This is a genomic window from Nocardia sp. bgisy134 (genome assembly GCF_965341865.1).
Lineage (GTDB): Bacteria > Actinomycetota > Actinomycetes > Mycobacteriales > Mycobacteriaceae > Nocardia.
In genome coordinates, this window is sequence record NZ_CBDQZP010000009.1 from 268,135 (window position 1) to 291,850 (window position 23,716).

Genomic DNA, 23,716 nt, shown 5'->3' on the forward strand with positions numbered 1-23,716 from the left:
GGAGCCGAGCGCCAGCGAGGTGCAGGCATGAGTGTGGGTGGGCGACGGCGGCCTTTGAAGATCGTCACGGGGGTCAGTGGCTCACCGGACGTGTACGGGGCGGCGGTGGATCCGCGACGGTCCACGCTGGCGTCCGCGGTGGAGATCGCGAAGATCGCGGAGGCCGAGAAGTTCGACGCGCTGTTCGCGGCGGACCTGCTGAGCTTCGGCTCGCAGGGCGCGATCGGCGCGCAGGAGCCGCTGATCTTCGTCTCGGCGCTGGCCGCGGTGACCTCGCATGTCGGGCTCATCGCGACGGTGACGACAACCTTCCACCACCCGTACAACCTGGCCCGTCTGTTCGGCACCCTCGACCACGTGAGCAACGGTCGCGCCGCGTGGAACGCGGTGACCTCCTCGGTGGGTGAGGAGAACTACGGCGACCAGGAGCTGCCGAGCCCCGAGGAACGGTACGCGCGAGCGGCTGAATCCCTGACGGTGGTCAACGCGCTGTTCGACAGCTGGGCGCCGGGCGCGCTGACCCCCGACGGCCGCGGCGGCGCGGTGCTGCGCCAGGAACTGGTGCGTCCGATCGACCACGCCGGACCGTACTTCACGGTGCGCGGCCCGCTGAACATCCCGCCGCTGCCGCAGCGGCGGCCGGTGCAGTTCCAGGCCGGTCAGTCCGAAGGCGGCATCGAGCTCGGCGCCCGCTTCGCCGAGGTGGTGTTCACCTCGCTGCCCACCTTGGCCGACGCCATCACCTACACCAAGCGCATCCGCACCCGCGCCGCCGAACTCGGTCGCGCCGAAGGGCTTCCGTTCATCATGAGCTCCTTCCACGCCACCTACGGCGCCACCGAGGCCGAGGTGCGCGCCGCGGTACGGGAACGTGCGGAGGCCACCGACTTCGACGCCGGGCGCCTCGCGCTGGCCGACATGCTCGGCGGCGCCGTCGACCTGTCCGAGCTGCCGCTGGACGAACCGATCCCCGAACACCTGCTGCCCGATGTGCACGCGGTGCACCGCCGCCGCGGCCGGGTCGAGATCTTCAGCAATTTCGCCAGGTCGGGAAAGACGCTGCGGGAGTTGATCATCGCGGCGAAGGACACCGGGCACTGGGCCGCGGCGGGCACACCGGAACAGCTCGCCGACGCCATCGAGGAACGCTACGACGCGGGCGTACTGGACGTCATCGCCCTCGGCGGCTTGGACAACCCGCGCACCAGCGACTTCCTCCGCAACGGTCTGCTCCCCGAACTCCGCCGCCGCGGCATCGTCGGCGCCGACTACGTCGGCGACACCTTCCGCGCGAATCTGGAGCTGCCGCCGCTGCCGGAGTGAATGCCGCCGCATCCGCTCCGTGTCGGCGCGTCAGCCAAGGACGGCGAGTTTGCCTGTCAGCACCGATCTTTCGCGTTCGTTGGCGCACAGCCGCACGGCGAGTTCCAGCTCGGTGCGCGCCTCCGCCGTGCGACCGAGCCGGGTGAGCAGCTCGCCGCGCACGCTCGGCAGCAGGTGCGAATTCGACAGCGCCCCAGCGGCTACCAGATCGTCCACGATCGGCAGCGCCGCTGCGGGCCCGTGCGCCATGGAGACCGCGACCGCCCGGTTGAGGTCGATCACCGGGGAGGGCGCGAGCCTGCCGAGCGCCTCGTAGAGCAGCACGACGCGCTCCCAGTTCGTCTCCTCGACCGATGCCGCGACGGCATGGCATTCGGCGATCGCCGCCTGCAAGCCGTAGGCGCCGAGGCCACGACCGAGCCGCTCCGCGGCGGCGAGTGCGGCGCGGCCACGCCGAATCGCCGCGCGGTCCCACCGGCGGCGGTCCTGCTGCTCGAGCAGGACCGGCGTGCCGTCGGGCGCGGTGCGGGCCGGGAAGCGCGCCGCGGTCAGCTCGAGCAGCGCGAGCAGGCCGTTGGCCTCGGTTTCGTCCGGCACCAGGCGGGTGAGCACCCGCGCGAGGCGCTGCGCCTCGCTCGCCAGATCGAGCCGGATCAGATCGCTGCCGGAGCTGGCCGTCGACCCTTCGGTGAAGATCACGTAGACCACGTTCAGCACCGACCCGAGCCGGGCGCGCCGCTCCTCGGGCGAGGGCGCCGCGAACGGCACCCTGGCCGCCGCCAGGGTCTTCTTCGCCCTGGTGATCCTGGCCTGCACGGTGGCGGTCGGCACGAGGAACGCCTTGGCGATCTCGTCGCTGGTGAGACCGCCGACCACCCGCAGGGTGAGCGCGATCCGCGCTTCCCGCGAGAGCACCGGGTGGCAGGAGATGAACATCAACGCGAGCACGTCGTCGTCGATCTGGTCCGGGTCCCAGAGCACGTCCTCGGCCGGCTCGGCGGGCGCGCCCCCGGAGGCGGCGCCGCCCTCGCCCAGCTCGTGGGCGAGCGCGGCGTACCGCTCGTCGAGGGCGGAGCGCCTGCGGAACGCGTCGATCGCGCGGCGCTTGCCGACGGTGAGCAACCATCCGGCGGGATTGCGCGGCACGCCCTCGCGCGGCCAGGTCACCAGCGCCTCGGCCAGCGCCTCCTGGGCCAGGTCCTCGGCCAGCGCGAAGTCGCCGGTGTAGCGCGCGAGCGCGCCGACGATCCGCGCGGACTCGATCCGCCAGACGGCGGCGACGGCCTCACGGCCGGTGTGGTCGGCCATCGCCGGAGGGCCCGCTCAGAGCTGTCCGGTGGCTTCGCGCCACGCCCGCTCCTTCTGGATCCACTCGTTGTCCTGCGGGAACTCGTCGATCGTCGTGACCCTGCGGATCTCGGTCTTGAGCCCGGGGCCGGTCAACGGCGCCCGCTTGGCCCACTCGATGGCCTCTTCCTTCGAGGCCACGTTGAGGATGTAGAACCCGCCGAACAGCTCCTTGGTCTCGCCGTACGGGCCGTCGGTGACGACAGGCGTCTCGGAGGAGTGGTCGACGACCACACCCTCGGCGGCGTCGTCGAGGCCCTCCGCGGCCAGCAGCACACCGGCCCGGATCATCTCGTCGTTGAACCTGCCGATGGTCTCGAGCATCTTCTCGAAATCGACGTCGGCCATACCCGCCCAGGCCTCGTCGGTGGCGCGCATGATCAGCATGTACTTCATGGTCTGTCTCCCTGTGCTGTGCGGGTCCCGCTCGGACCCTCTCGCCCATAGGTCGAACGGGGATCGCGGCGGATCGACACCCGCGCCGAAGTTTTTTCCGCGATCGCGGGGCAGCATATGACGGTGTGTCCGCGGATGCGGGGCGGTTGGCCGTCGTCGGTCAGCCGCGCGTGGTCGCGGGCTGGGTCACCGACGCCGCACCGCCGGGTGCGGCGCCCACCCCGGTTCGCGGATTCGGGTGGTGATCGCGACAACGATGTCCGGCGCCTCAGTCGGCCTTCCAGCGCCCCGCGCCAAGGCGCCGCGCCCGCCAGGTGATCGTCGCCGACACCGTCCGCAACTCGCCTGACAGCAGGAACGCCTGCACGAGCCCCTCCACCTCGTCCAGCACCGCGCCGTCGGGCCCGCACACCAGGCAGTGGTACCAGCATCGGCCGCGGTGCAGGCCGCCCGCGCCCGGCCCGAGCAGGTCACGGTAGATCCGCGTCGCCAGCTCGGACAGCGCCGCCGCCGTCTGCGCGGGCGTGCCGGTGTTGCTGATCCGCCACCACTGCTCGTCCAACCGGCCCGGCAGCGAGATCTCGACCACGTAAGTCAGCTCCGAGCTCGGATCACCCATAGCAAGCAATGGTGCCCAGCGAAGACCGTCCTGTTCGTCAACGACGCGCCGTCCGGGACTCCGCCCTCGGTCAGCGCCACCTCGACGAATCGATGTGACCCTTGCCACACGTGGTACATGAGCGTACCGTGCGGGTGGTACGCCGAAGTACCACGCTGGGAGATGGCGCATGAGCACAGTGCAACTGCCCGAAGGACCATCCACGCCGCCGTTCGTCCAGAACGTCGCGATCCTCGCGGGCCGGACCCGCGCCTGGCGACACTGGCACCGAAAATACGGGTCCGCGTTCACGGTCCACGCACCACGATTCGGCCGGACCGTCGTGATCTCCGACCCCGCCGAGGTCAAAGCGCTGTTCACCGCGAGCAGCGACGTCGCGGACAACTTCGAGGTCAACCTCGGCCAATTCCTCGGTCCCGGTTCGCTGTTCGCGTTGCGCGGAGCCGAACATCGCAAACAGCGCAAGCTGCTCACCCCGCCCTTCCACGGCAGGCGGCTCGCGGTGTACGAATCGCTCGTCGAGGAGGAAACCGAACGCGAGCTGGCGACCTGGCCGTCGGGTGTCGAGTTCGCGACGATGGACTCGATGATGCGGATCACCCTGAACGTGATCCTGCGCGCGGTCTTCGGCGCCGAGGGCCGGGAGTTCGACGAACTGCGCGCCCTGCTGCCCCGGCTTGTCCTCGTCGCCTCCGCGCTGGCCGCCGTGCCAGTGCCGCGCGGATTCCTCGGCCGTTATGGCCCGTGGTCCCGCTTCGTCGCGCACCGCAAGAGCTACGACGAGATCGTCGGGCGACTCATCGCCCGCGCCGCCGCCGACCCCGCTCTCGGCGACCGCGACGACGTGCTGTCGATGATGCTGCAGGCCCGCTACGACGACGGCTCCGCGATGACCCACAGCGAGATCGCCGACGAACTGCTCACCCTGCTCACCGCCGGGCACGAGACCACCGCGACCACGCTGGCCTGGACCGTGGAGCGGTTGCGCAGGCATCCGGACGTGTTGCGGCGCTTGGTCGCCGAGGTCGACGCGGGCGGGTCGGAGCTGCGCGAGGCGACCCTGCTCGAGGTGCAGCGCGTTCGTCCCGTGGTCGACGCGACCGGGCGTCAGGTGCGCGCGGAGACGATGTCGTTGGGGCGCTGGACGCTCCCGAAGGGCCAGCGAGTGCTGGTGAGCATCCGCCTGATGCACGACAACGAGGAGCTCTTCCCGAGGGCGCGCACCTTCGACCCGGACCGGTTCGTCGGGGTGCGGCCCGGCACCTTCACCTGGATCCCGTTCGGCGGCGGTTCGCGCCGCTGCATCGGCGCGGCCTTCGCCACGATGGAGATGAACGTCGTGCTGCGCACGCTGCTCAGGGATTTCACGCTGGAGACGACCGACGCGCCGGACGAGCGCACGCACTTCCGCGGCGTGGCACTGGTTCCCGCCAAGAAGGGCCGCGCGGTCGTGCGCAGGCGAACGCCGCGCCCTTCCGTTTCCACCGACGCGCGGGCCGCCGAGGTGACGGCATGACCGAGGGCCTCCTCGACGTCGGGCGCGACATCCGCCTCACCTATCAGCGTCTCGGCGATCCGGACGGCACACCGGTGGTCCTGATCGCCGGACTCGGCCAGCAGATGCACTCCTGGCCGGACGGTCTGTGCCGTCTGCTCGTCGAACGCGGGCATTCGGTGCTCCGCTTCGACAACCGCGACGTCGGCGAGTCCACCCACTGCACGTTTCCGCCACCGAGTCCGCTCGGCTTCCTGCGCAGGCGGTGGCATCCCGCGCAGTACCGACTGGGCGACATGGCCGCCGACACCGTCGGCCTGCTCGACGCGCTCGACATGGATGCTGTGCACCTGGTCGGGGTGTCGATGGGCGGCATGATCGCGCAGACCGTCGCCGCACGCTATCCCGAGCGGGTAGCCTCGCTGACCTCCATCATGTCCACGACGGGTGCCCCGCGCGTCGGCCGCCCGGCGCTTTCGACGTGGCGGCGGATGTTCGGCAAACCGGCGCGCACCCGCGACGAGCACGTGGACGCCGCCGTCCGCATGTTCCGGCACATCGGGTCCGCGGGCTATCCGTTCGACGAGGCCGCGGTGCGCGCGGCGGCGGCGCTCGCATGGGATCGCGATCCGCGACCGGCGGCCGGAGTCGCCCGCCAGCTCGCGGGAATCCTGGCGTCCGGCGACCGAACTCGCGAACTGGGCGCGGTGACCGCGCCGACGCTGGTGCTGCACGGCGATCGCGACCGCATGGTGGCGCCGACCGGCGGCGCGGTCACCGCGCGTGCCATCGCGGGCGCCCGCCTGCACACGCTCACCGGCATGGGCCACGACCTGCCGGAGGGCGTCTGGCCGGCGCTCGCCGACCTCATCGACGACCACATCCGCACCGCAGCCACCAGGAGCACCGATGCCCCGAAACGCTAGGCCACTGTCCGGCCATCCGGCGATGATCACCGGCGCCGCCTCCGGCATCGGACGCGCACTCGCCCACCATCTCTCGCACCGCGGGTCCCCGGTCGCCATCGCCGACATCGACGCGGCGGGACTGAAGGAGACCGCCGCGTCGCTGCCCGGCCCCGTCCTCACCCGCGTGCTCGACGTCAGTGACGCGGCCGATCAGCGGGCCTTCGCCGACGAGGTCAGGGAGTGGCTCACCGCGCCCTTGGCCGCGGTGTTCAACAACGCGGGCGTCGCGGTGTCCTCGTCGGTGCTCGACGCGGACGCCGAGGACGACGAATGGTTGCGCCGGATCAACTTCGACGGCGTGGTCAACGGCACGCGCGCCTTCCTGCCGCTGCTCGTCGAGCAGGACAGCGGCGTGATCGTCAATACGTCGAGCGTCTTCGGATTGGTCGGGATGCCGAACCAAAGCGCCTACTGCGCGGCGAAATTCGCGGTCCGCGGCTTCACCGACGCACTGCGCCAGGAACTTCGGGGCACCGGGGTGTCGGCGGTGACAGTGCATCCGGGCGGCATCACCACGAACATCGCGCGAAACGCCAGGATGCGCAAGGATCCCGAGGGGCGCGGGCGCAGCAAAGAGCAGATGGCGGCCGAGTTCGAAGCGGTCACGCTGACCTCGCCCGAGAAGGCGGCCGACATCATCCGGCACGGTGTCGAACAGGGCAAGGCTCGGATCCTCGTCGGCCCGGACGCTTACCTCTTCGACGCGCTGGCGCGGGTGACGCCCACCCACTATTTCGCGGTGATCGCGCTGCTGGAACGAACGCTGCGCGCCAGGGGACGGAAGCAGGCGCGGACATGAACCACCATCTCGACGTGGTGATCGTCGGTGCGGGCCTGTCCGGCATCGGCGCGGCGCACCACCTGCAGACCGCGTTCCCCGGCCGCACGTATCTCGTACTCGAGGCGCGCGAGGCGATCGGCGGCACCTGGGACCTGTTCCGCTATCCGGGCGTGCGCTCGGATTCGGATATGCACACCCTCGGCTACCGATTCCGGCCGTGGACCGACGCCAAGGCCATCGCCGACGGCCCGGCGATTCTCGACTACGTGCGCGCGACGGCGACGGAAGCGCGCATCGACCGGCGAATCCGCTTCGGGCACAAGGTCGTCGACGCGTCCTGGGACAGCGGGACGGCGCGCTGGACGCTCACCGTCGAACACGACGGCGCCTCGATCACCATGACGTGCTCGTACCTGTACGTCTGCGGCGGCTACTACCGCTACGACCGCGGCTACACCCCCGAGTTCGACGGTATCGAGGACTTCCGCGGCCGGGTCGTTCACCCGCAGCACTGGCCTGACGATCTCGATCACGAAGGCAAGCGCGTCGTCGTGATCGGCAGCGGCGCCACGGCGGTGACACTGGTCCCCGCCATGGCGCGTACCGCTGCCCACGTGACGATGTTGCAGCGCTCCCCCACCTACATCATGTCCGTCCCTACTGTGGACACGGTGGCGACCCGGCTGCGTACGCTGCTCGGTAACCGGCGCGCCTACACGATCACCCGGTGGAAGAACGTGGTCATCGGCACGCTCATCTATCAGCTCAGCCAGCGGCGGCCCGCGATGATGCGCAAATTCATTCGCACGCAGACCGTCAAACAGCTGCCCGAGGGCTACGAGGTGGACGTCCACTTCAACCCGACCTACGGTCCCTGGGATCAGCGGCTGTGCCTGGTGCCCGATGCCGACCTGTTCCAGGCGATCGGCGACGGCAGCGCGTCGATCGTCACCGACCGGGTCGACCGGTTCACCGAGCGCGGGGTGCTGCTGGCCTCCGGCACGGAAATCGAGGCCGACGTCGTGGTGACCGCGACGGGTCTGCAATTGCTCGCCCTCGGCGGCATTCGCCTCACCGTCGACGGGCGGGAGATTCCGCTGCCGCAGACCATGGCCTACAAGGGCATGATGCTCGGCGGAGTGCCGAATTTCGCGTTCACCATCGGCTACACGAACGCGTCGTGGACGTTGAAGGCCGATCTCGTCGCCGAGTACGTCTGCCGGCTGTTGCGGCACATGGACATGCACGGGTATGACCACTGCGTGCCCGTGCCCGACCCGGCGATGGACGCCAGACCGCTGCTGGATTTCCAGGCCGGCTACGTCCTGCGTTCGCTGGACCGGTTCCCGAAGGCGGGATCGCGGGCGCCGTGGCGGCTCGGCATGAACTACGCCCAGGACGTGCTCACCCTGCGTCACGGCCGGATCGCGGACGGCACCATCCGGTTCGGGCGAGCGACGCCGCGCAGCGTCGACTCCGAGATGCTGGCGGGACCCGCTGGTCACTAACCTGGTCGATGTGACCCGTGCCGAGCCCGTCCCCACGACCGCCGCCGAGCATGCGCCGGAATCCGGATTCCGGCGCAGGCTGCTCGACGCGATGGCGGACGCGGTGCGCGAGCGCGGCTACCGCGACGCCACGGTGGCCGACGTGGTCCGGGCCGCGCGCACCTCGCGGCGGACCTTCTACGAGCACTTCGCCAGCAAGCAGGACTGCTTCATCGCGCTGCTGACCGAGCGGAACAACCAGACCATCCGGCAGATCTACGACGCCGTCGATCCGGAGGCGCCGTGGCGGACACAGGTCCGCCAGGCCATCGAGGCGTGGCTGAGCGCGTCGAAGACCGACCGGACGATCACCCTCGCCTGGATTCGCGACACCCCCGCGCTCGGCGAGAACGCGCGGCAACTGCACCGCGACGCCGCCGACGCGTTCATCGCGTTGATCCAGAACCTCACCGCGACACCGGAATTCGGGGCGGGTGGTGTCCATCCCGCGACGCGGAAGACGGCCACCATCCTGTACGGCGGCTTCCGCGAGCTCATCGCCTCCACCGTGGAGGACGGCGAAGACATCGCCGATATCGCCGAGGTGGCCGTGGAGACCGCCATCGCACTGCTGGGCCCGCGCTACGAACCCGAGGGCCGCGACTAGCACCTGCCGCCGCTCGACGCCGTCCACCTCCACGGCGTGTGCTGCGCCTCTGTGCACATGCACAAGTGCCACGGCAGCAGAGCTGTCGGTCTGGCGGTAGGCAGCCGCCGATATCTCGCGTGGAATGGTCGTCGATGGCGGCCGTGACCCAGACGGCCGGTCGAACGAACGGACGCTTCGATGAGGAAGAGCCTGCTGCGGCAGTTGGTCGCGGTGTATTCGTCGGTGTGCTTGACGACGCTCGGCGCGGGTGTCGTCGCGGCGGAACCAGTGTTTCCGCCCGCGTTTCCGCCGGATCAGAATCAATTGCCGCGACTGCCGTCGGAACCGCAGTTGTACGACCTGCTGCCGATTCTGCCGCCGGACCGCGACCCGTGGTACAACGATCCGCCGGACCTGGCCGACTACCAGCCGGGCCAGATCGTGCGCACCAGGGAGGTGCAGACCCGGCTGCTCGGCATTCCTTTTCCGGTCTACACCAAGCAGATCCTGTTCCGCACCAACGACGTCCACGACAACGCGATCGTCACCGCGACGAGCGTGCTCGTCCCCGGCATTCCCTGGCAGGGCAGCCCGCGCCCGGTGCTGTCGTTCCAGGAGGCGATCGATGCCAGCGATTCGGCGTGCAATCCCTCCTACACGTTGCAGGTCGGAACGATGAAAGAGGCCGCGCTGGCCCAGTTCTGGCTCGCGCAGGGCTTCGCGCTGAACGTGCCCGACTTCGACGGCAAGTTCAACACGTTCAACACCTACGACGAGGGCAAGATGGTCCTCGACAGCCTGCGCGCGCTGAAGAACGACCCGGCGCTCGGACTCGCCGATTCCGGCATCGCGCTGTACGGGTACTCCGGCGGCGGCTCCGGATCGCTGCGCGCCGCCGAGCTGCGCGCCGGTTACGCCCCCGACGTGCGGTTGCTCGGCACCACGATCGGCGGGACGCCGGGCAACCTGATCGAGCTGGCCCGGTACGCCACGGCCAGGCAGCCGGGGTTGACCGGAACCAGCAGTTTCACGATGTGGCTCGGCCTCGCCTCGTTCGCCAAGGAGTACCCGGAGGTGTTCCGGGTCGACGAACTGCTCACCCCGGAGGGGCAGGCGATCGTCGCCGATCTCCAGAACCGCTGCGTGTACACCGCCGCGCTCACCGGCGTGTACCGGCCGGTCAGCGAGTACTACCAGCCGGGCAAATCGCTGGAGACCTCGCCGGAGATCCTGCGCGTGCTCGCCGAGAACAGCCTCGGCAAGCACATTCCCGACACGCCGATCCTCTGGTGGCACGGCATGTGGGACGAGCTGATCCCGCCCTCGACCGTGTTGCCGACCGTCGAATCCTATTGGGAGCGCGGCGCGGATCTGCGCTTCTACACGGTGCCGGTGCCCGAGCACATCACCAACGCGGTGACCGGCTGGATTCCGGCGGTCGCCTGGACCAACGCGATCCTGCGGGGACTGCCGCCGGGGCCGAGGTTCAACGCGGCCTTCCAACCGCTGCCGCCAGGGTTTCCCGGTAGCTGAGGTCCTCCCCTGAGCGCCACAGGAATTCGTGTCTGGTGAGTGTTCACAGTTTCACGAACACTGCTATTCGCAGAACCGGTAGTCGACTACCTTCCCCTGCGACGGCTCGCACCGAAAGGATCTCCCGTGTCCGGACCGATCAGAATCGCCCTGGCGATCGTCACCGTATTGGCCGGTGTCGCACTCACTTTCGTCCCCAGCACCACCGCGACGGCGGCGGGCATCGTGCGCTGGGAGGCGCGGGTGAGCGACCGCATCCTCGACATCGGCATCTCCTCACCCAACCTGGAAGGCCCCGACTGGTCGGTCAAGGTCGTCCGCCTACTGCTGCCGCCCGGCTGGTCCAAGGACGCGAACCGCACCTGGCCGACGGTGTGGGTGCTGCACGGCGGCTTCGACGACCACAAGTCCTGGACGGACAAGGGCGATCTCGAAGCGCTCACCGCGGGTAAGGACGCCCTCTTCGTATTGCCCGAAACCAGCTGGTGCAGCGCCTATTCCGATTGGTACAACAACGGCTCCTTCGGCGCGCCCGCCTGGGAGAAGTACCTCCTCGAAGACGTGCGCACCATCCTGGAGACCGGCTACAAGGCCAACACCACGCGCGCCGTGGCGGGCAACTCCATGGGCGGGCTCGGGGCCATGAAGTTCGCGGCCGAATACCAGGGCTGGTTCCGCTCCGCGGCCGCCTTCAGCGGCAACGTCGACCCGTTGCACGCCTCCGGCGCCCCCGGTGATCCGGACAAGCCGGGCCAAGGCTGCGGCGCCGACTGGAAGCGCGTCTGGGGCGACTACACCATCCCGGCCCAGCGCGCGATCTGGGAACAGAACAATCCCTACAGCCAGGCCGCGCGGCTCACCGGCAAGCCCCTGTTCGTCTCCTACGGAAAGAACGACGCCGTCGAATCGGCGGTCTACGAACAGAATTACCGTTTCGTCGACCGGCTGCAACAGCTCGGCGCCACCGTCGACGAGCGATACGTCCCCGGCCACGGCCACAACTGGGACGCGTGGCGGGCGCAGATGCAGAACGCGCTGCCGATGCTGCTGTCCTCGGTAGGCGCCTGACCCGCGCCGCCGCCGGGCGACCGGGTCATGCCGGGCCGCGCCGCCGCACGGCGTCGTGACCCTGGAATGTTCGGATCTGGCACTCGGAAATGATTACCCGCCAACGGAATACAACGGCCCTGACGACCCGCCGGGGCCGTTGCCGAGCCCGGAACTCCAGCGAAACATGCGGCCCCACGCGGCGACTCACTCCGTACGGAGCACCCCTTCGACCAGGGCGGTGACCAAGGTCGACGCCTTGGCGATGTTCGACTGCCGACCCGCCAAAAGGTCGGCGTACAACACGGATTCACCGAGCCGGACCACCGCGAACGCGAGCGTGCCCAGATCCACCGAGGGCCGCAGACCACCTTCGCGGACGTCGTGCTTCAGCAAATCCGTGATGGCGGTGATCATCCGGGGTTGCACCGCGCCCTCCGGATCGGTCAACGCCCGGATGGCCGCGATCGGCTCGTCGTCGAGGAGCTTCTGAAAACCGGTGTCGCGCCCGGTCCGCGCGCAGTGATCGGTCACGATCCACATGCTGCGCAGCGCTCCGCTCTCGCTGCGCACAGCGTCGCCGTTCACGTGTCGCCAGCGGCCGATGGAGGATTCGAGGCTGCGCTCGTTCAGCCACCACAGCGCCTCGCTCAACAGCTGATCGCGGTTGCCGACGCGCCGGAACAACGTCACCCGCGAGATGTGCAGTTCGGCCGCGAGCACACCGAGATCGAGTCGCTTGCCCTCCTCGATCTCGGTTGCCGCGTACCGAATGATGTCGTCGCGTCCCACCGGCATAGCTCCCTACCGTAAGCGCATCGCACCCGCGCGATGGAATCCGCATGCCACCCGCGTCCGCCTCGGGTGAGCCGGGGTGCCACGAGGCGCGTCACACACTCCGGCGCTCGCGCGGGCCGGTCAGCAATTGCTTTGGGCGGGGCGGCCTTCCAGTCGATCGGCGAGCCAGTCCATCGCGGGTCCGCCGCCCGTGACGGCGGCAGGTCCGTGCCCGGCCAGCGGATAGGTGTGCCACTCGACGGAGGCGCCGAGCGCGCACCAGTCCGACCGGAGCTGCTCGCCGAGCCCGTAGGGCACGACCTCGTCGGTGGTGCCGTGGTAGAGGTACACCGGGGCGGCGGGCGACCGAGTCCCGAGGCGGTCCTCCCCGAGGCGCCGCTGCCATTCCGGCGAGTCGATCGGATTGCGGGCGAGGAGATCCTCGAGCGTCCTCCCCCTGCTGGCGACGACGTTCTCCAGCACGCAGCCGCCGCGCAGCTTCTGGACGAGCGTGCGCCCATCCCCCGTCAGGTACGAATCCAGCTTCAGCTCGGGATAGGCGGCGTCGTGGCCGATGGCGATCATCATCGAGAGCCCGACATTGCGTGCTTCCTGCCCTTTCCCGTCGGAGGCGCCCTGCAGGACGTCCGCGGGCACCCCACCGCTGGCGATGCCTTCGACCTGGAGTTCGGGCGCGTAGTCGCGGGCCAGCTCACCGGCCCACGCGCTGGCGTGACCACCTTGGGAGTAGCCCATGATGCCCACCGGCGAGCTGGTCGTGACGCCCTCGCGCTGCGCCTCGGGCAGCCGCTGCGCGGCGCGGGCGGCGTCCAGCACTGCGTTACCCTCGGCGCGGCCGACGAGATAGGTGTGGTCGCCGGGCGTGCCGAGCCCCGGATAGTCGGTGATGACCACGGCCCAGCCGTGTTCGAGCGCTCTGGCGATCGAGGGCGCCTCGACGGCGGTGCCCGTGGTGAGGGTGGCCGACGGCGCGCACTGGTCACCCATTCCGACGGTGCCCACCGCGTAAGTCACCAGCGGGCGCGTTCCGGTCCGGCCGTCCTCCGGCACGATGACGGTGCCGGAGACGACGTCCGGCCGGCCGGTGGCGTCGGTCGAGTGATAGAAGATCTTCCACGCTCTGGTCGGGGTGGGAAGAACCGGCAGCACGCGGAAGGTGTACGGCTCGACGCCTGCCAAGTCCCCCGGACGCCCACCGGCGATGTCGGCGCCATCCTGCCCCGCCGACGGGCCCGCACCGGTGACATGTGCGAGAGCGCCGACCAACGCGACAACTGCCAGCACGGCGAATCTATTGCGGTGGTAGAGCTTTCGCCCGCTTCGTTTCATGGTTCTCCTCGAGATCACGGCTCGCGCCGATGGCGGGCGTCGCGCGGACGGATGTGGCGCCGATCCGTCCGACGCGAGGCGCCCGGACTCTCGTCATGAAACACCTAAGCGATCTGTTTCACAAGACTTGTACACCTCAGAAGGCAGGCGTACAGACCCACGCCGCCGACGACCGACTGGTTCCGGCGGCGCGGGCGCTCGCAGCGCTAGTTCGCTTGCGCGAGACCAGGATTCGAGACCGCGATGTCGAGTTCGTCGGCCGCGTAGCGGGCGCGAAGGACCTTCTTGTCGAACTTGCCGACGCTGGTCTTGGGCACCTCGGGCAGGAATGTCCAGCGTTCCGGCACTTGCCATTTCGCCACCTTGCCGGTCAGGAACTCGCGCAACGCGCCCGCGTCGGCCTCGGCGCCGGAGCGCAACGTGGCGGCGACGACGGGGCGCTCGTCCCACTTCTCGTCGGGCACCCCGAACACCGCGGCCTCGACGACATCGGGGTGCGCCATGATCGCGTTCTCGAGTTCGACCGACGAGATCCATTCGCCGCCGGACTTGATGATGTCCTTGGCTCGATCGACCAGGGTCAGGTAGCCGTCGGCGGTGATGGTGCCGACGTCGCCGGTGCGCAGCCAGCCGTCGCGGAACGCGTCGGAGCCGACCGTGCCCGCGTCCGGCGAGTAGTAGGAGGCGGTGATCCACGGCCCGCGAACCTCCAACTCGCCCACCGCTTTTCCATCATGCGGCAGCTCCGTGCCGTCGTCGCCGACGAGCCGGGCTTGCACCGGAGCGGGGAAGCGGCCCTGGGTGACTCGGTACGCGTAGGCCGCCTCGCCTTCGGCGCCGGGCGGCGGCCACGCGACGGAGCCCAGCGGCGAGGTTTCGGTCATGCCCCACGCCTGGATGATGCGCACGCCGTGGCGCTCCTCGAAGGCCCGCATCAGCTGCGGCGGCACGGCCGAGCCGCCGACCACGACCGCCCGCAGATGGCCGAGGTCCTGCGGGGCGGCGTCGACCGCGGCGAGCACGCCGTTCCACACGGTCGGCACGGCGGCGGCGAAATCGGGGCGCTCGGCCGCCATGAGCTCGAGCAGCGGCGACGGCTGCAGGAATCGATCGGGCATCACCAGCGAGGCGCCTGCCATCAGCGCCGCGTAGGGCAGGCCCCAGGCGTTGGCGTGGAACATGGGCACGATCGCCAGCACCCGATCCCCCGCCCGGATGCCCATGCCGTCGGCGGTGCAGGCGTGCATGGAGTGCAAAAAGTTCGACCGGTGCGAATAGACGACGCCCTTCGGGTCGCCGGTGGTGCCGGAGGTGTAGCACATCGCGGCGGCGGACCGCTCGTCGAGCACGGGGAAGTCGAACGTGGCCGGATACGCGGCGAGCAGCGTGTCGAGTTCGTGCACCGCGACACCCTCGGGTGCGGGCAGGGCCGACGCGTCACCGTTGGCGACGATGACGTGGCGGACGGTACGCAGCCGCGGCAGCACCTGCGCGAAGGCGGGCGCGAGCGATCCGTCGACGATCACCACCTGGTCGGCCGCGTGGTCGGCCACGTAGGTGATCTGGTCGGGAAAGAGCCGGATGTTGAGGGTGTGCAGCACCGCGCCCATGGCGGGCACGGCGCAGTAGGCGACGAGGTGTTCGTTGTTGTTCCACATGAACGTGCCCACCCGGTCGCCGCGGCCGATGCCGAGCGCGGTGAGCGCGTTGGCGAGCTGGGCCGCCCGCTCGCCGAGCTCGTGGTAGGTCATGACGCGCGAGTCGCTGCCGGTCCAGGTGCGCACGGTGGCGTCGGCGTGCACGGTGGTCGCGTAGCGCAGCAACGTCGCCAAGGAGAGCGGTTCGTCCTGCATGGTGCTCAGCATCGGCAGGTCGTAATCGTGATAGGTCATCGGGGTTCTGGTCTTTCTCGGAGAATGCCCGGCAGGCTGGAGCGGCGGTGAGCCCGGGCCGAGGGCGTCGCCTCGGCCCGGGCTCACCTGTGTGCTCAGCCGCGTAGTGCGGAAGCGAAGATCGACGGCAGGGCTGCGACGCGGGGGTTCTTCGCGAAATCGGTCAAGCGCCGCAGGGTCGTGGCGCCGGTGCGGTTGGTGACGAACCACGGCGGCTTCGGCGAGAGACTGAATTCGCCGTGCAGCAGCGACCGCGGCGCGGGACGGAACGGGCCGCGGACCACCGTGCGCTCCGGTTCGGCGATCAGCAGCGCGTTGTGCACGACGCCGATGCCGCTCTGGATGTCGGCGAGGGTGTGCCCGGGGAAGGCGCCCCACGACGCGCGAGCGGTGAGATAGCCGAGGCCGGTCCAGGCGTTGACGGCGATGGTGCCGTAGCGCAGGTCGGTCACGGCCTTGTCGAATCGCTCGCCCAACCGCTTGATGCTGGCGGGGTGGGCGATGATGTTCGCGCCGAGCGTGCCCTCGAACTCGTCGTTGCACACCTGAACCGCCCGCGCCAGGAATGCGGCCGGGTCGCCGGGCAGTTCGATCACGCCGAGCACCGGCGCGAAGTATTCGGTGTGCAGCGCGGGCTCGCCGCGATCCGGCGCCAGGCCCTCGATGAGCGTGCGCGCGCCGATCGCCTCTGCCTGCGGGTAGGTCCGGCGCGCGGCCGCGACCCGGTCGGCCGATCCCGGGTAGTAGTCGGGCCGCTGCGGCGCCCGGTCGATCGCCGCGCGCAGTTCGTCGAGGAACCGCTCCTTCTGCGGCCAGTCCGCGGAGATCACCGCGACCTGCGCGGCGACGCAGTTGTACCCGTTGTTGTGCAGCCGCTGCGTGGCCAAGTGCTCGGCCTGGAAACGCAGGTCCGCGTTCGACCAGCGACCCGGCACCACGATCGTGGGCGAGACGCCGCCGAGCTCGCTGGTGATCGGCTTGTTCAGTGCGGGCGTGCCCGCCGCCTTGTTCCGTTCGCCCTCGGCCCCGGTGCCGAACACGATGGCGTCGTGGGTGAGCGAGCTGCCGGTCATGTGGACCGCGTTCACATCGGGGTGGTGCACCAGCGCCGAGCCCACGTCGGCGCCGCCGGTGATCACCCGGACGAAACCGCGCTCGATCGCCGGAGCGAAGATCTTCTCCAGCACCGGCAGCAGCGGATCGGTGATCGGGTTGAGCTTCAGCGCCACCACCCGGTTGTCCGCGTAGAGCTGGTACAGCACGTCCAGCGGGGCGATCGAGAAGATGTTGCCCGCCCCGAGCACGACGCCGATACCGCCGGTGTCGGCGGGAGTGCGCTGGCCGAGACCTGCACGGGCGCGCACTGTTGCCGAGTCGACGCCGGGCCGCGACCAGACCTCGGCGCTGAAGCCGTTGAGCAGCAGGGCATCGAAGATGCCGTGCGGGAACACGTCGACGGCGGTGCGGCCGCCGGGCGCCGGACGCATCGGGTAGCCGTCGACCGGGCTGCGCCCTTCCTCCAGCGCCAGCAGCGATTCCGCGAGCCCCGCGGCCCCGGTGAGCAAGGAGTACGGGCCGCTGACCCACTCCTCACCCAGCAGGGGCGAGTCCAGGGGCAGTTTCTTGATGCGGGCGGCGGTCTCGACCCACTCCTGCGCGTGCCGTGCGGTATTGGCGTGAATCTGGTCCAGCAGTTGCCTGCGGGCGGACAGCGCGGTGCGCGCCCACTCGATCTCACCGCGTCGTAGCGCGGAGACGGCGGCCTCGACGGTCGCGGTCACAGTGGTGGTCACGGCTGGTTTCCTTCCGAATCGGCGTCCTCGAGGAGCATGGCGGCGGCCTTCTCGCCGATCATGATCGTGGGCGCGTTGGTGTTGCCACGGACGACCGACGGCATGACCGAGGCGTCGGCCACGCGAAGGCCGCGCAGTCCGAACACGCGCAAGCGCGGGTCGACGACGGCGCCGATGGCGCAGGTCGAGGTGGGGTGATAGAGCGTCTGCGCGGTGCGGGCCGCGAAATCGAGCAGCTCGGCGTCGGAATCACCAGCGGGAGTGAGGAATTCGCCGGTGGTGAGCTCCCGGAGCGCGGGCTGGTCGGCGATCTCGAGCGCGCTGCGCAGACCGGCGAGGATGCTCTGCCGGTCGGCTTCGGTGCCGAGGTAGTTGTGGCGGATACGCGGCGCCGTACCCGGGGCCGCGGAACGCAGGGTGAGTTCGCCGCGACTGGTCGGGTTGACCAGGCAAGGACCGAACGCGTACCCGTGCTCGGTCGCCGCGCCCATGCCTTCGCCGTGGAAGAGCACCGGCGCCATGTGGAACTGGATGTCCGGACCGGCGAGACCGGCGCGGGTCTCGATGAAGCCGCCCGCCTCACCGACATTGGAGGTCAGCGGCCCGCGGCCCGCTTCCTGCAACAGACCGAGGTTCTCCGGGGTGAGCGCGGTCATCAGCGACTCGCGATCGGTGCGGTAGTTGAGGAACACCGACAGGTGGTCCTGCATGTTCTGGCCGACCGGCAGATCGCGGACCGTCTCGATGCCGAAGGCCGCCAGCTGTTCGGCCGGGCCGACGCCCGAGAGCAGCAGCAACTGCGCCGATCCGTAGGCGCCCGCGGCCAGCACCACCTCGCGCCGAGCGCGAATCTCTTCCGTGCTCCCGTTCCGGCCGATGACCACGCCGGTCGCGCGACCGTTCTCGAACACCACCCGGTGCGCGAGCGCGTCGGTGATCACGGTCAGGTTGGGGCGCGACGCGGCCGGGTGCAGATAGCCGACGGCGGCGCTGCACCGCATGCCGTTGCGCTGGGTCAGCTGGTAGCGGCCGACGCCGAGCTGCGTGGCGCCGTTGAAGTCGTCGTTGCGCGGGTGGCCCGCCTGTTCGGCGGCGAGCAGGAACGCCTCGCCCAGCGGATGCTGCGATCGGCTCTCGCTCACCGCCAACGGTCCGCCCGCGCCGTGGTAGGCGTCCTTCCCGCGTTCGTTGTCCTCGGCCTTCAGGAAGTACGGGAGGACCTCGTCGTAGCTCCATCCGTCGGCGCCGCCCGCGGCCCAGCCGTCGTAGTCGGCGCGCGCCCCGCGGATGTAGATCATCGCGTTCATCGAACTCGACCCGCCGAGCACGCGCCCGCGCGGCAGGTAGGCGCGACGGAAGGACAGACCGGGTTCGGGCTCGGTGTCGTAATCCCAGTCGAGCGGGCTCTTGAACAGCGCGGGGAAGGCGACCGGCAAGTGGATCTCGTCGGCGGTATCCTGCGGACCGGCCTCGATCACGGCCACCTGGACCCGCGGGTCCTCGGACAATCGACTGGCCAGCACGGATCCGGCGGATCCAGCGCCCACGACGACGTAGTCGTACACGGTCGGCACCTCTCTCGAAAGCATCCTCGAATCGGGGTGCTATGACCCCGGTCACTGTCGCAGTCGATAGTGCGGGCCAGGGGCTGCCGCCCACCATGTGCGCGAGTTTGCCGATCCCCGGACCCCGACTGTGCGCCAGCACAGTCACAATCCAGAGCGAATGCCTACCATCGAACCCATGACCGCGCTGATCGAGCCGCCCACGAACGATTCCGCCGCCGTGGCCCGCACCCTGCTCGCCGAGGTCGACGATCTCACCGCGGAGCTCGTCGGCCGCATTCGCACCGGCGATCACGCGTACGCGGAATCGACCGCGCTCACCGACGCCGAACTCGGGCTCGTCGTGCGCGACAACCTCGTCTCGGTGCTCGGCCAGCTCTCCGGGAATCTCGGGCGCAGGCTACAGCCCGCCACCGTCGTCGGTCGCGTCAAAGCCGAGCTCGGCGTGCCGCTGGCCGCGGTGCTGCACGCGTACCGCCTGGCCGGACGACTGCTGTGGGAACGCGCGCTCAGCGCGTCGACCGGCACGAACCTCGACGTATTGCCCCAGCTCGGTTCGGAGATGTGGCGGATCATCGACGACTACTCGGGTGCGGCCGCCGAGGCGTACGGCGACTACCTGACCGAGCGCGTCCGGCGCGACGACTCCGAGCGCCGCGCGCTGTTGCGCAGACTGCTCGACGGTGATTCCAACGATCCGACCCAGCGCGACATCGCCCGCGCCCTGCACTTGCCCCCGCTGGGCAGCTTCCTCGTCGTGTACGCCGAGGCCGAGCCCGAGGCGCTGGCGCCGCTGCTCGGCATCGAGGACCGGCTCCGCGCCGAATTCATCGAATCGATCTGGATCACCGAGGCGGGCGCGCGCATCGGCCTGCTCAACCTGGCCACCGCACGCGTGCACGACCGGGTGGTCGACCGGCTCAGGGACCACGCCACCGGCCGCATCGGCGTGAGCCGCACGTTCACGACCGCGGGGCACGCCAGCACCGCGCTGCGCGAGGCCGAGCTGGCGGGCCGCTGCGCACCGCCCGGCGCCGCCACGGTCACCGTCTACGGCAACACGCCCATTCCGCTCGTGCTCGCGCACGCTCCGTCCGCCTCACATCACCTGGCCGACGACGTGCTCGGGCCCGTCCTCGACCTGCCCGCCGAGGAACGCGACACCCTCCTCGACACGCTCGCTCTGTGGTTCGAATGCGGTGGCTCCAATACCGAAGTGGCGCAACGCCTGCACTACCATCGCAACACCATCCACTACCGGCTGCGCCGCATCGAAACCCTCACCGACCGCCGCTGCTCCGATCCGAAGGCGGCCGCCGAGCTGTACATCGCGCTGACGGCCGTGCGGCTCATCGGACTGGACCGATCCTGAATTCACAGCGCCGCCGGACCCGCGCGCTCGCCGGGCCCCCGGAGCACAGAGCCGTCATAGGCGGCGAGGATGCAGCCGATCGGTGGATGTGGCGTGTCAGGCAGACGGCGCCTGCGGGAGCAGCGGCGAGAGGTGGGGCCACCACGTCGGATGGTCACCCACCAGATCACGCAGCGCCGGACTGCTTCGCAGCGTAGCGCGGCAGTAGTGGTCCCAAGGCTCGGCGCTGTTGCTGTTGGGGATCTGGTTGTGCGTGTGTATGCCGCTGGTCATGACATCGGCCAGCAGTTCGGCGATGGTGAGGATTTCGTCGCGCTGTTCTCGCTGCTCGGGCAGTGGTTTGTTGCCGTAGAAGTATCGACGCGAGCCGGGTCGTTCGAGCATCAGCAGGTGCACCTCGCGCAGCGCGCTCAGCACCGCGTTGTTCGCGGCGACCGCGGCCGTCGCGTTGCTGATCTCGGTCTGCCCGGCCACCGCGCGAGTCTGCTCGGCGACGGTGCGAGTCTGCTTGGCCAGGTAGACGGCCGATACTGTGGACACGATCAACGCGAGTGTCGCGACGAAAGCGGCCGCGAAAGCAGCCACCGCTTCGGCCGATATCTCCCCCATGACATTCCCCCTGATGTGGATCCGGGTGAAATATGTTGTGGCCCGGAGGATATCAATTCGAACCAGGCAGTGGCAGGAGACCCACGCACTCGAAAAGGCCTGAATTCCAGCGCGTCACATGCCGGAAAGGAGCAGTGACGCAGACCGTCCGGAGTCGATAGCGCCTTCCCGGGTCCGCCGACGTCGTCGCCGACGGCCCCGGGTGCCGGTGGGTCAGCCGATCAGATCAGCGATGCGATCGACCTGTCCGGGATCGCCGCCGTAGCAGTACAGCATCACCTCGTCGGCGCCGAGATCGGCGAATTGCTTTATCGTCGTGCGGATCTCGTCGGGTGTGGTGCGCAGGCCGGACACCATGTTGTCGGCCCAGCCGCTGAACTCGTAGTACGCGCCGATGGCCGCGCGGGCGTCATCGATCACGTGCTGCGGGCCGAGGGCGACGTTGACCTGGGCGACCATGCGCGGTTCGCCGTGGCGGCCGTGGTCGTGCCAGGACTTGCGGACGGAGTCGAACAGGTCACCGGCCCAGTGCGGCGGGACCGCGGAGAGGAACCCGTCGCCCCAGCGGGCGATGCGTTCCAGCGCGGCGGGTTTGAAGCCGCCGAAGAGGATCGGCGGGCCGCCCGGCCGGACCGGCGCCGGGCCGATCGGGCCGCAATCGGCGCCGAACGGCTCGCCCGACCAGAGGCTGCGCAGGTGCGCGAGCTGGGTGTTCATCCGGCGGCCGCGGCCGCGCAGCTCGGTGCCTGCGGCCAGATGATCGTCGTCACGGCCGCCGACACCGAGACCGAGCACCAGCCTGCCGCCGGACATCCGGTCCAGTGTCGCAACCTGTTTGGCGAGCAGCGCCGTGTCGCGCAGCGGGGCGAGCAGCACCTCGGTTTGCACCTTGACGCGTGTGGTCGCGCCGGCGATGACCGACAACGCGATCAGCGGTTCGGGGTTGTCGTAGACGAGGCGATCGAGCAGGCCGAGCGTAGCGAACGGTCCCGCGTCGGCGCGGCGAGCCCAATCGAGCAGAACGACGGGGTCGGAGATCGGCAATCCGAGTCCGATATGCATGGATTCCTCCAGGGAAATGGGTGGGCAAACTCTGCCGCCCACTCCATCGCCCGGCATCACGCCGGCGTGGGCTCCCATTCTGCGGCTGTACTTCTAGGGAGCACCAATCGGATTACCGCCACTATAGATTCGGCAAGCCGCGACGCACAAATCGGAGAGCCACGACTGGCGAAACAGACGGCGCGGCAAGCACTGTCGTTCGGCTCAGCAGTCGGTGGTCAGCGGGCCGCCCCGCAACGCGGCGTCGATCAGCTGCTGGAACGCGGCGTCGATCGGTTCGTCGGCGTGGGATACCCGGCGTCCGGGGCAGAACGACTGCACGCTCGCGTTCGTCGCGCCGGACAGCGGTTCCCGCTCCGCGCCCGCGTCCTCGGAGAACAGGTGATAAGCGGGCAGGTCAGAGGGAATGGCCGGTGCGGCGTTCAGCGCGGCGAGAAACGGCGACCCCGGGGTCAGGTCTCGGCAGCCCGGATAGAACGGGGAGCACAGCAGGGCGAGCGGTTCGCCGTTCTCGGGCGTGCCGAAATCGACGTAGACGCCCACCGACGCACGCCCGTCGAGGAACTTCACGTAGTGGCGTTGTGCGAGTCCACCCATCGAATGGCCGACGAGATCCACTCGCGCCGAACCGGTTTCGCGACGGATCTCGGCGACCTTGTCGGCGACGGCGCGAGCGGAGTCGGCCAGCGGCGCGGTCGCGGAAGGTTGGCCGGGCAACACCATCGCGTAGGCGATGTAGCCGCGCCCACTCAACCACACCCGCAGGTTCTCGAGTTTGCTCACATTCGCGTCGAACCCGCCGATCATCAGAACGGGATTCATTGCGGGACCGTCCACCGGGGCGGCGGCCGCCGGTCCGGCGAGGCCCAGACACACCGCGACTGGAGCGAGACGAGTGAGAATCCTGCGTACCGTGTCCATCGACCTGCTTCCTCGGGGCGGGATGTCGGTGGGGACAGTAGCGGACACACGCTTTTCGCGCGGACCACGTCAGCGAAATCGCGGACGTGTCGCAGGTAGCCTCTGACGAGCAGCATCCCGCTTCCCGGAAGTACCGGCCGGCACGGATCAAGTGTGGCTCCGGCAGAATGCCAAGTCCCCCACCTCGAGCCGCATTATCCGAATCACCCTTGGCTCCAAGAGCTTTGATGCGGTCCTAGTAGTCGCAGAGCTTCACCCAATCGTTGTCCCGATCGCGGTTGTCTCGCGCGAACAGGCCCGAATCGGAGACATACGGGACGGCCAGATCGAAATCACCGCTGCGGTAGATCAACCATTTGCGGTCCTTCCCGTTCAGCAGTTCGGCATCCTCGGCGCCTTCGAGGAATCCGCTGAAACTGAAGCTGTGGCTCTCGCTCTCGATCTTGTTGTTGCTGATGTAGGCGTACTGGTAGGTGTAGGCGTAGAAGTAGCCCCACCCGTCCACCGTGTCGGAGCAGCTGCCCGAGTGCGAGTCCGAGTAGGTCTCGGCCTTCGCCGTCCCCGCACCCGCCGCCAGCGCGACACTCGAAGCCAGCAGCGTCAACAGAATTCGCTTCATGATTCCCACCCACGGTTGCGATGGACCCGATGCCCATCGTCGAACAACACCGATCGTATGACGCTGTTCATTCGGTCTCCTTAACGGAGACATAAAGCGCCACAACACGTG

21 protein-coding genes are annotated in these 23,716 nt (G+C 69.5%); 9 read left to right on the forward strand and 12 right to left on the reverse strand.

Annotation, left to right across the window (positions count from 1 at the left end; all coding sequences use genetic code 11):
• Positions 1-27: 27 nt before the first annotated feature.
• On the forward strand, positions 28-1,323 hold the full coding sequence (locus ACRWNM_RS18300; protein WP_431969010.1) for an NtaA/DmoA family FMN-dependent monooxygenase: 1,296 nt from the start codon (positions 28-30) through the stop codon (positions 1,321-1,323).
• A gap of 30 nt (positions 1,324-1,353) precedes the next feature.
• On the opposite strand, the gene ACRWNM_RS18305 is transcribed toward ACRWNM_RS18300, so the two are convergent.
• The 3 genes from ACRWNM_RS18305 to ACRWNM_RS18315 all read right to left on the reverse strand — a co-directional run bounded on the left by ACRWNM_RS18305 (position 1,354) and on the right by ACRWNM_RS18315 (position 3,685).
• The gene (locus tag ACRWNM_RS18305; protein WP_431969012.1) at positions 1,354-2,631 is read right to left on the reverse strand and encodes an RNA polymerase sigma factor; all 1,278 of its coding nucleotides are present in this window, start codon (positions 2,629-2,631) and stop codon (positions 1,354-1,356) included.
• A 15-nt stretch (positions 2,632-2,646) separates the two neighbouring features.
• A complete protein-coding gene (locus ACRWNM_RS18310; RefSeq protein WP_431969014.1) occupies positions 2,647-3,066 on the reverse strand; it encodes a YciI family protein in 420 nt (139 codons plus the stop codon).
• Between the two features lie 268 nt (positions 3,067-3,334).
• Positions 3,335-3,685 (reverse strand): hypothetical protein, encoded by a 351-nt coding sequence (locus ACRWNM_RS18315; protein ID WP_431969016.1) that lies wholly within the window; start codon positions 3,683-3,685, stop codon positions 3,335-3,337.
• A 169-nt stretch (positions 3,686-3,854) separates the two neighbouring features.
• Here ACRWNM_RS18315 and ACRWNM_RS18320 point away from each other — a divergent pair, with 169 nt between their 5' ends.
• The 7 genes from ACRWNM_RS18320 to ACRWNM_RS18350 all read left to right on the forward strand — a co-directional run bounded on the left by ACRWNM_RS18320 (position 3,855) and on the right by ACRWNM_RS18350 (position 11,666).
• Entirely contained in the window at positions 3,855-5,201 is a 1,347-nt protein-coding gene (locus tag ACRWNM_RS18320; RefSeq protein ID WP_431969018.1) for a cytochrome P450, read from the forward strand.
• Positions 5,198-6,106 (forward strand): alpha/beta fold hydrolase, encoded by a 909-nt coding sequence (locus tag ACRWNM_RS18325; protein ID WP_431969020.1) that lies wholly within the window; start codon positions 5,198-5,200, stop codon positions 6,104-6,106. Before ACRWNM_RS18320 ends, ACRWNM_RS18325 begins: the two co-directional genes overlap by 4 nt.
• Positions 6,090-6,947, forward strand: a complete 858-nt coding sequence (locus ACRWNM_RS18330; RefSeq protein ID WP_431969022.1) for an SDR family NAD(P)-dependent oxidoreductase — start codon at positions 6,090-6,092, stop codon at positions 6,945-6,947. Before ACRWNM_RS18325 ends, ACRWNM_RS18330 begins: the two co-directional genes overlap by 17 nt.
• Entirely contained in the window at positions 6,944-8,437 is a 1,494-nt protein-coding gene (locus tag ACRWNM_RS18335) for a flavin-containing monooxygenase (protein ID WP_431969024.1), read from the forward strand. The genes ACRWNM_RS18330 and ACRWNM_RS18335 overlap by 4 nt, the downstream gene beginning before the upstream one ends.
• 10 nt (positions 8,438-8,447) lie before the next feature.
• Entirely contained in the window at positions 8,448-9,083 is a 636-nt protein-coding gene (locus ACRWNM_RS18340) for a TetR/AcrR family transcriptional regulator (protein WP_431969026.1), read from the forward strand.
• Positions 9,084-9,263: 180 nt separating this feature from the next.
• A complete protein-coding gene (locus ACRWNM_RS18345; protein ID WP_431969028.1) occupies positions 9,264-10,598 on the forward strand; it encodes a lipase family protein in 1,335 nt (444 codons plus the stop codon).
• Between the two features lie 126 nt (positions 10,599-10,724).
• On the forward strand, positions 10,725-11,666 hold the full coding sequence (locus ACRWNM_RS18350) for an alpha/beta hydrolase (RefSeq protein ID WP_431969030.1): 942 nt from the start codon (positions 10,725-10,727) through the stop codon (positions 11,664-11,666).
• 186 nt (positions 11,667-11,852) lie between these two features.
• Here ACRWNM_RS18350 and ACRWNM_RS18355 read toward each other — a convergent pair whose 3' ends face one another.
• The 5 genes from ACRWNM_RS18355 to ACRWNM_RS18375 all read right to left on the reverse strand — a co-directional run bounded on the left by ACRWNM_RS18355 (position 11,853) and on the right by ACRWNM_RS18375 (position 19,022).
• Positions 11,853-12,443 (reverse strand): QsdR family transcriptional regulator, encoded by a 591-nt coding sequence (locus tag ACRWNM_RS18355; RefSeq protein ID WP_431969032.1) that lies wholly within the window; start codon positions 12,441-12,443, stop codon positions 11,853-11,855.
• Between the two features lie 120 nt (positions 12,444-12,563).
• Positions 12,564-13,772 carry a lipase family protein gene (locus tag ACRWNM_RS18360; protein ID WP_431969034.1) on the reverse strand — a complete coding sequence of 403 codons (1,209 nt, stop codon included), beginning with the start codon at positions 13,770-13,772 and terminating at the stop codon, positions 12,564-12,566.
• Between the two features lie 206 nt (positions 13,773-13,978).
• Positions 13,979-15,637, reverse strand: coding sequence for a long-chain fatty acid--CoA ligase (locus ACRWNM_RS18365; RefSeq protein ID WP_431969112.1), 1,659 nt, complete (start codon positions 15,635-15,637; stop codon positions 13,979-13,981).
• Between the two features lie 122 nt (positions 15,638-15,759).
• Positions 15,760-17,457, reverse strand: coding sequence for an aldehyde dehydrogenase family protein (locus ACRWNM_RS18370; protein ID WP_431969036.1), 1,698 nt, complete (start codon positions 17,455-17,457; stop codon positions 15,760-15,762).
• Positions 17,454-19,022 (reverse strand): GMC family oxidoreductase, encoded by a 1,569-nt coding sequence (locus ACRWNM_RS18375; RefSeq protein ID WP_431969038.1) that lies wholly within the window; start codon positions 19,020-19,022, stop codon positions 17,454-17,456. The genes ACRWNM_RS18370 and ACRWNM_RS18375 overlap by 4 nt, the downstream gene beginning before the upstream one ends.
• 178 nt (positions 19,023-19,200) lie before the next feature.
• On the opposite strand from ACRWNM_RS18375, the gene ACRWNM_RS18380 reads away from it, so the two are divergent.
• The gene (locus tag ACRWNM_RS18380; protein WP_431969040.1) at positions 19,201-20,394 is read left to right on the forward strand and encodes a PucR family transcriptional regulator; all 1,194 of its coding nucleotides are present in this window, start codon (positions 19,201-19,203) and stop codon (positions 20,392-20,394) included.
• 96 nt (positions 20,395-20,490) lie between these two features.
• Here the strand turns inward: ACRWNM_RS18380 and ACRWNM_RS18385 are convergent, their stop codons facing one another.
• The 4 genes from ACRWNM_RS18385 to ACRWNM_RS18400 form a co-directional block, all read right to left on the reverse strand.
• Positions 20,491-21,003, reverse strand: coding sequence for a hypothetical protein (locus ACRWNM_RS18385; protein WP_431969042.1), 513 nt, complete (start codon positions 21,001-21,003; stop codon positions 20,491-20,493).
• 213 nt (positions 21,004-21,216) lie between these two features.
• Positions 21,217-22,065 carry an LLM class flavin-dependent oxidoreductase gene (locus ACRWNM_RS18390; protein ID WP_431969044.1) on the reverse strand — a complete coding sequence of 283 codons (849 nt, stop codon included), beginning with the start codon at positions 22,063-22,065 and terminating at the stop codon, positions 21,217-21,219.
• A gap of 204 nt (positions 22,066-22,269) precedes the next feature.
• Positions 22,270-22,887, reverse strand: a complete 618-nt coding sequence (locus ACRWNM_RS18395; RefSeq protein WP_431969046.1) for an esterase/lipase family protein — start codon at positions 22,885-22,887, stop codon at positions 22,270-22,272.
• Positions 22,888-23,221: 334 nt separating this feature from the next.
• Positions 23,222-23,605, reverse strand: coding sequence for a hypothetical protein (locus ACRWNM_RS18400; protein WP_431969048.1), 384 nt, complete (start codon positions 23,603-23,605; stop codon positions 23,222-23,224).
• Positions 23,606-23,716: the final 111 nt, after the last annotated feature.

Excerpts from the sequence above, each read along its gene's own strand:
- ACRWNM_RS18300 (WP_431969010.1), top strand. The coding sequence starts at position 28 with ATGAGTGTGGGTGGGCGACGGCGGCCTTTGAAGATCGTCACGGGGGTC.
- ACRWNM_RS18305 (WP_431969012.1), bottom strand. The coding sequence starts at position 2,631 with ATGGCCGACCACACCGGCCGTGAGGCCGTCGCCGCCGTCTGGCGGATC.
- ACRWNM_RS18310 (WP_431969014.1), bottom strand. The coding sequence starts at position 3,066 with ATGAAGTACATGCTGATCATGCGCGCCACCGACGAGGCCTGGGCGGGT.
- ACRWNM_RS18315 (WP_431969016.1), bottom strand. The coding sequence starts at position 3,685 with ATGGGTGATCCGAGCTCGGAGCTGACTTACGTGGTCGAGATCTCGCTG.
- ACRWNM_RS18320 (WP_431969018.1), top strand. The coding sequence starts at position 3,855 with ATGAGCACAGTGCAACTGCCCGAAGGACCATCCACGCCGCCGTTCGTC.
- ACRWNM_RS18325 (WP_431969020.1), top strand. The coding sequence starts at position 5,198 with ATGACCGAGGGCCTCCTCGACGTCGGGCGCGACATCCGCCTCACCTAT.
- ACRWNM_RS18330 (WP_431969022.1), top strand. The coding sequence starts at position 6,090 with ATGCCCCGAAACGCTAGGCCACTGTCCGGCCATCCGGCGATGATCACC.
- ACRWNM_RS18335 (WP_431969024.1), top strand. The coding sequence starts at position 6,944 with ATGAACCACCATCTCGACGTGGTGATCGTCGGTGCGGGCCTGTCCGGC.
- ACRWNM_RS18345 (WP_431969028.1), top strand. The coding sequence starts at position 9,264 with ATGAGGAAGAGCCTGCTGCGGCAGTTGGTCGCGGTGTATTCGTCGGTG.
- ACRWNM_RS18355 (WP_431969032.1), bottom strand. The coding sequence starts at position 12,443 with ATGCCGGTGGGACGCGACGACATCATTCGGTACGCGGCAACCGAGATC.
- ACRWNM_RS18360 (WP_431969034.1), bottom strand. The coding sequence starts at position 13,772 with ATGAAACGAAGCGGGCGAAAGCTCTACCACCGCAATAGATTCGCCGTG.
- ACRWNM_RS18365 (WP_431969112.1), bottom strand. The coding sequence starts at position 15,637 with ATGCTGAGCACCATGCAGGACGAACCGCTCTCCTTGGCGACGTTGCTG.
- ACRWNM_RS18380 (WP_431969040.1), top strand. The coding sequence starts at position 19,201 with ATGACCGCGCTGATCGAGCCGCCCACGAACGATTCCGCCGCCGTGGCC.
- ACRWNM_RS18385 (WP_431969042.1), bottom strand. The coding sequence starts at position 21,003 with ATGGGGGAGATATCGGCCGAAGCGGTGGCTGCTTTCGCGGCCGCTTTC.
- ACRWNM_RS18390 (WP_431969044.1), bottom strand. The coding sequence starts at position 22,065 with ATGCATATCGGACTCGGATTGCCGATCTCCGACCCCGTCGTTCTGCTC.
- ACRWNM_RS18395 (WP_431969046.1), bottom strand. The coding sequence starts at position 22,887 with ATGAATCCCGTTCTGATGATCGGCGGGTTCGACGCGAATGTGAGCAAA.
- ACRWNM_RS18400 (WP_431969048.1), bottom strand. The coding sequence starts at position 23,605 with ATGAAGCGAATTCTGTTGACGCTGCTGGCTTCGAGTGTCGCGCTGGCG.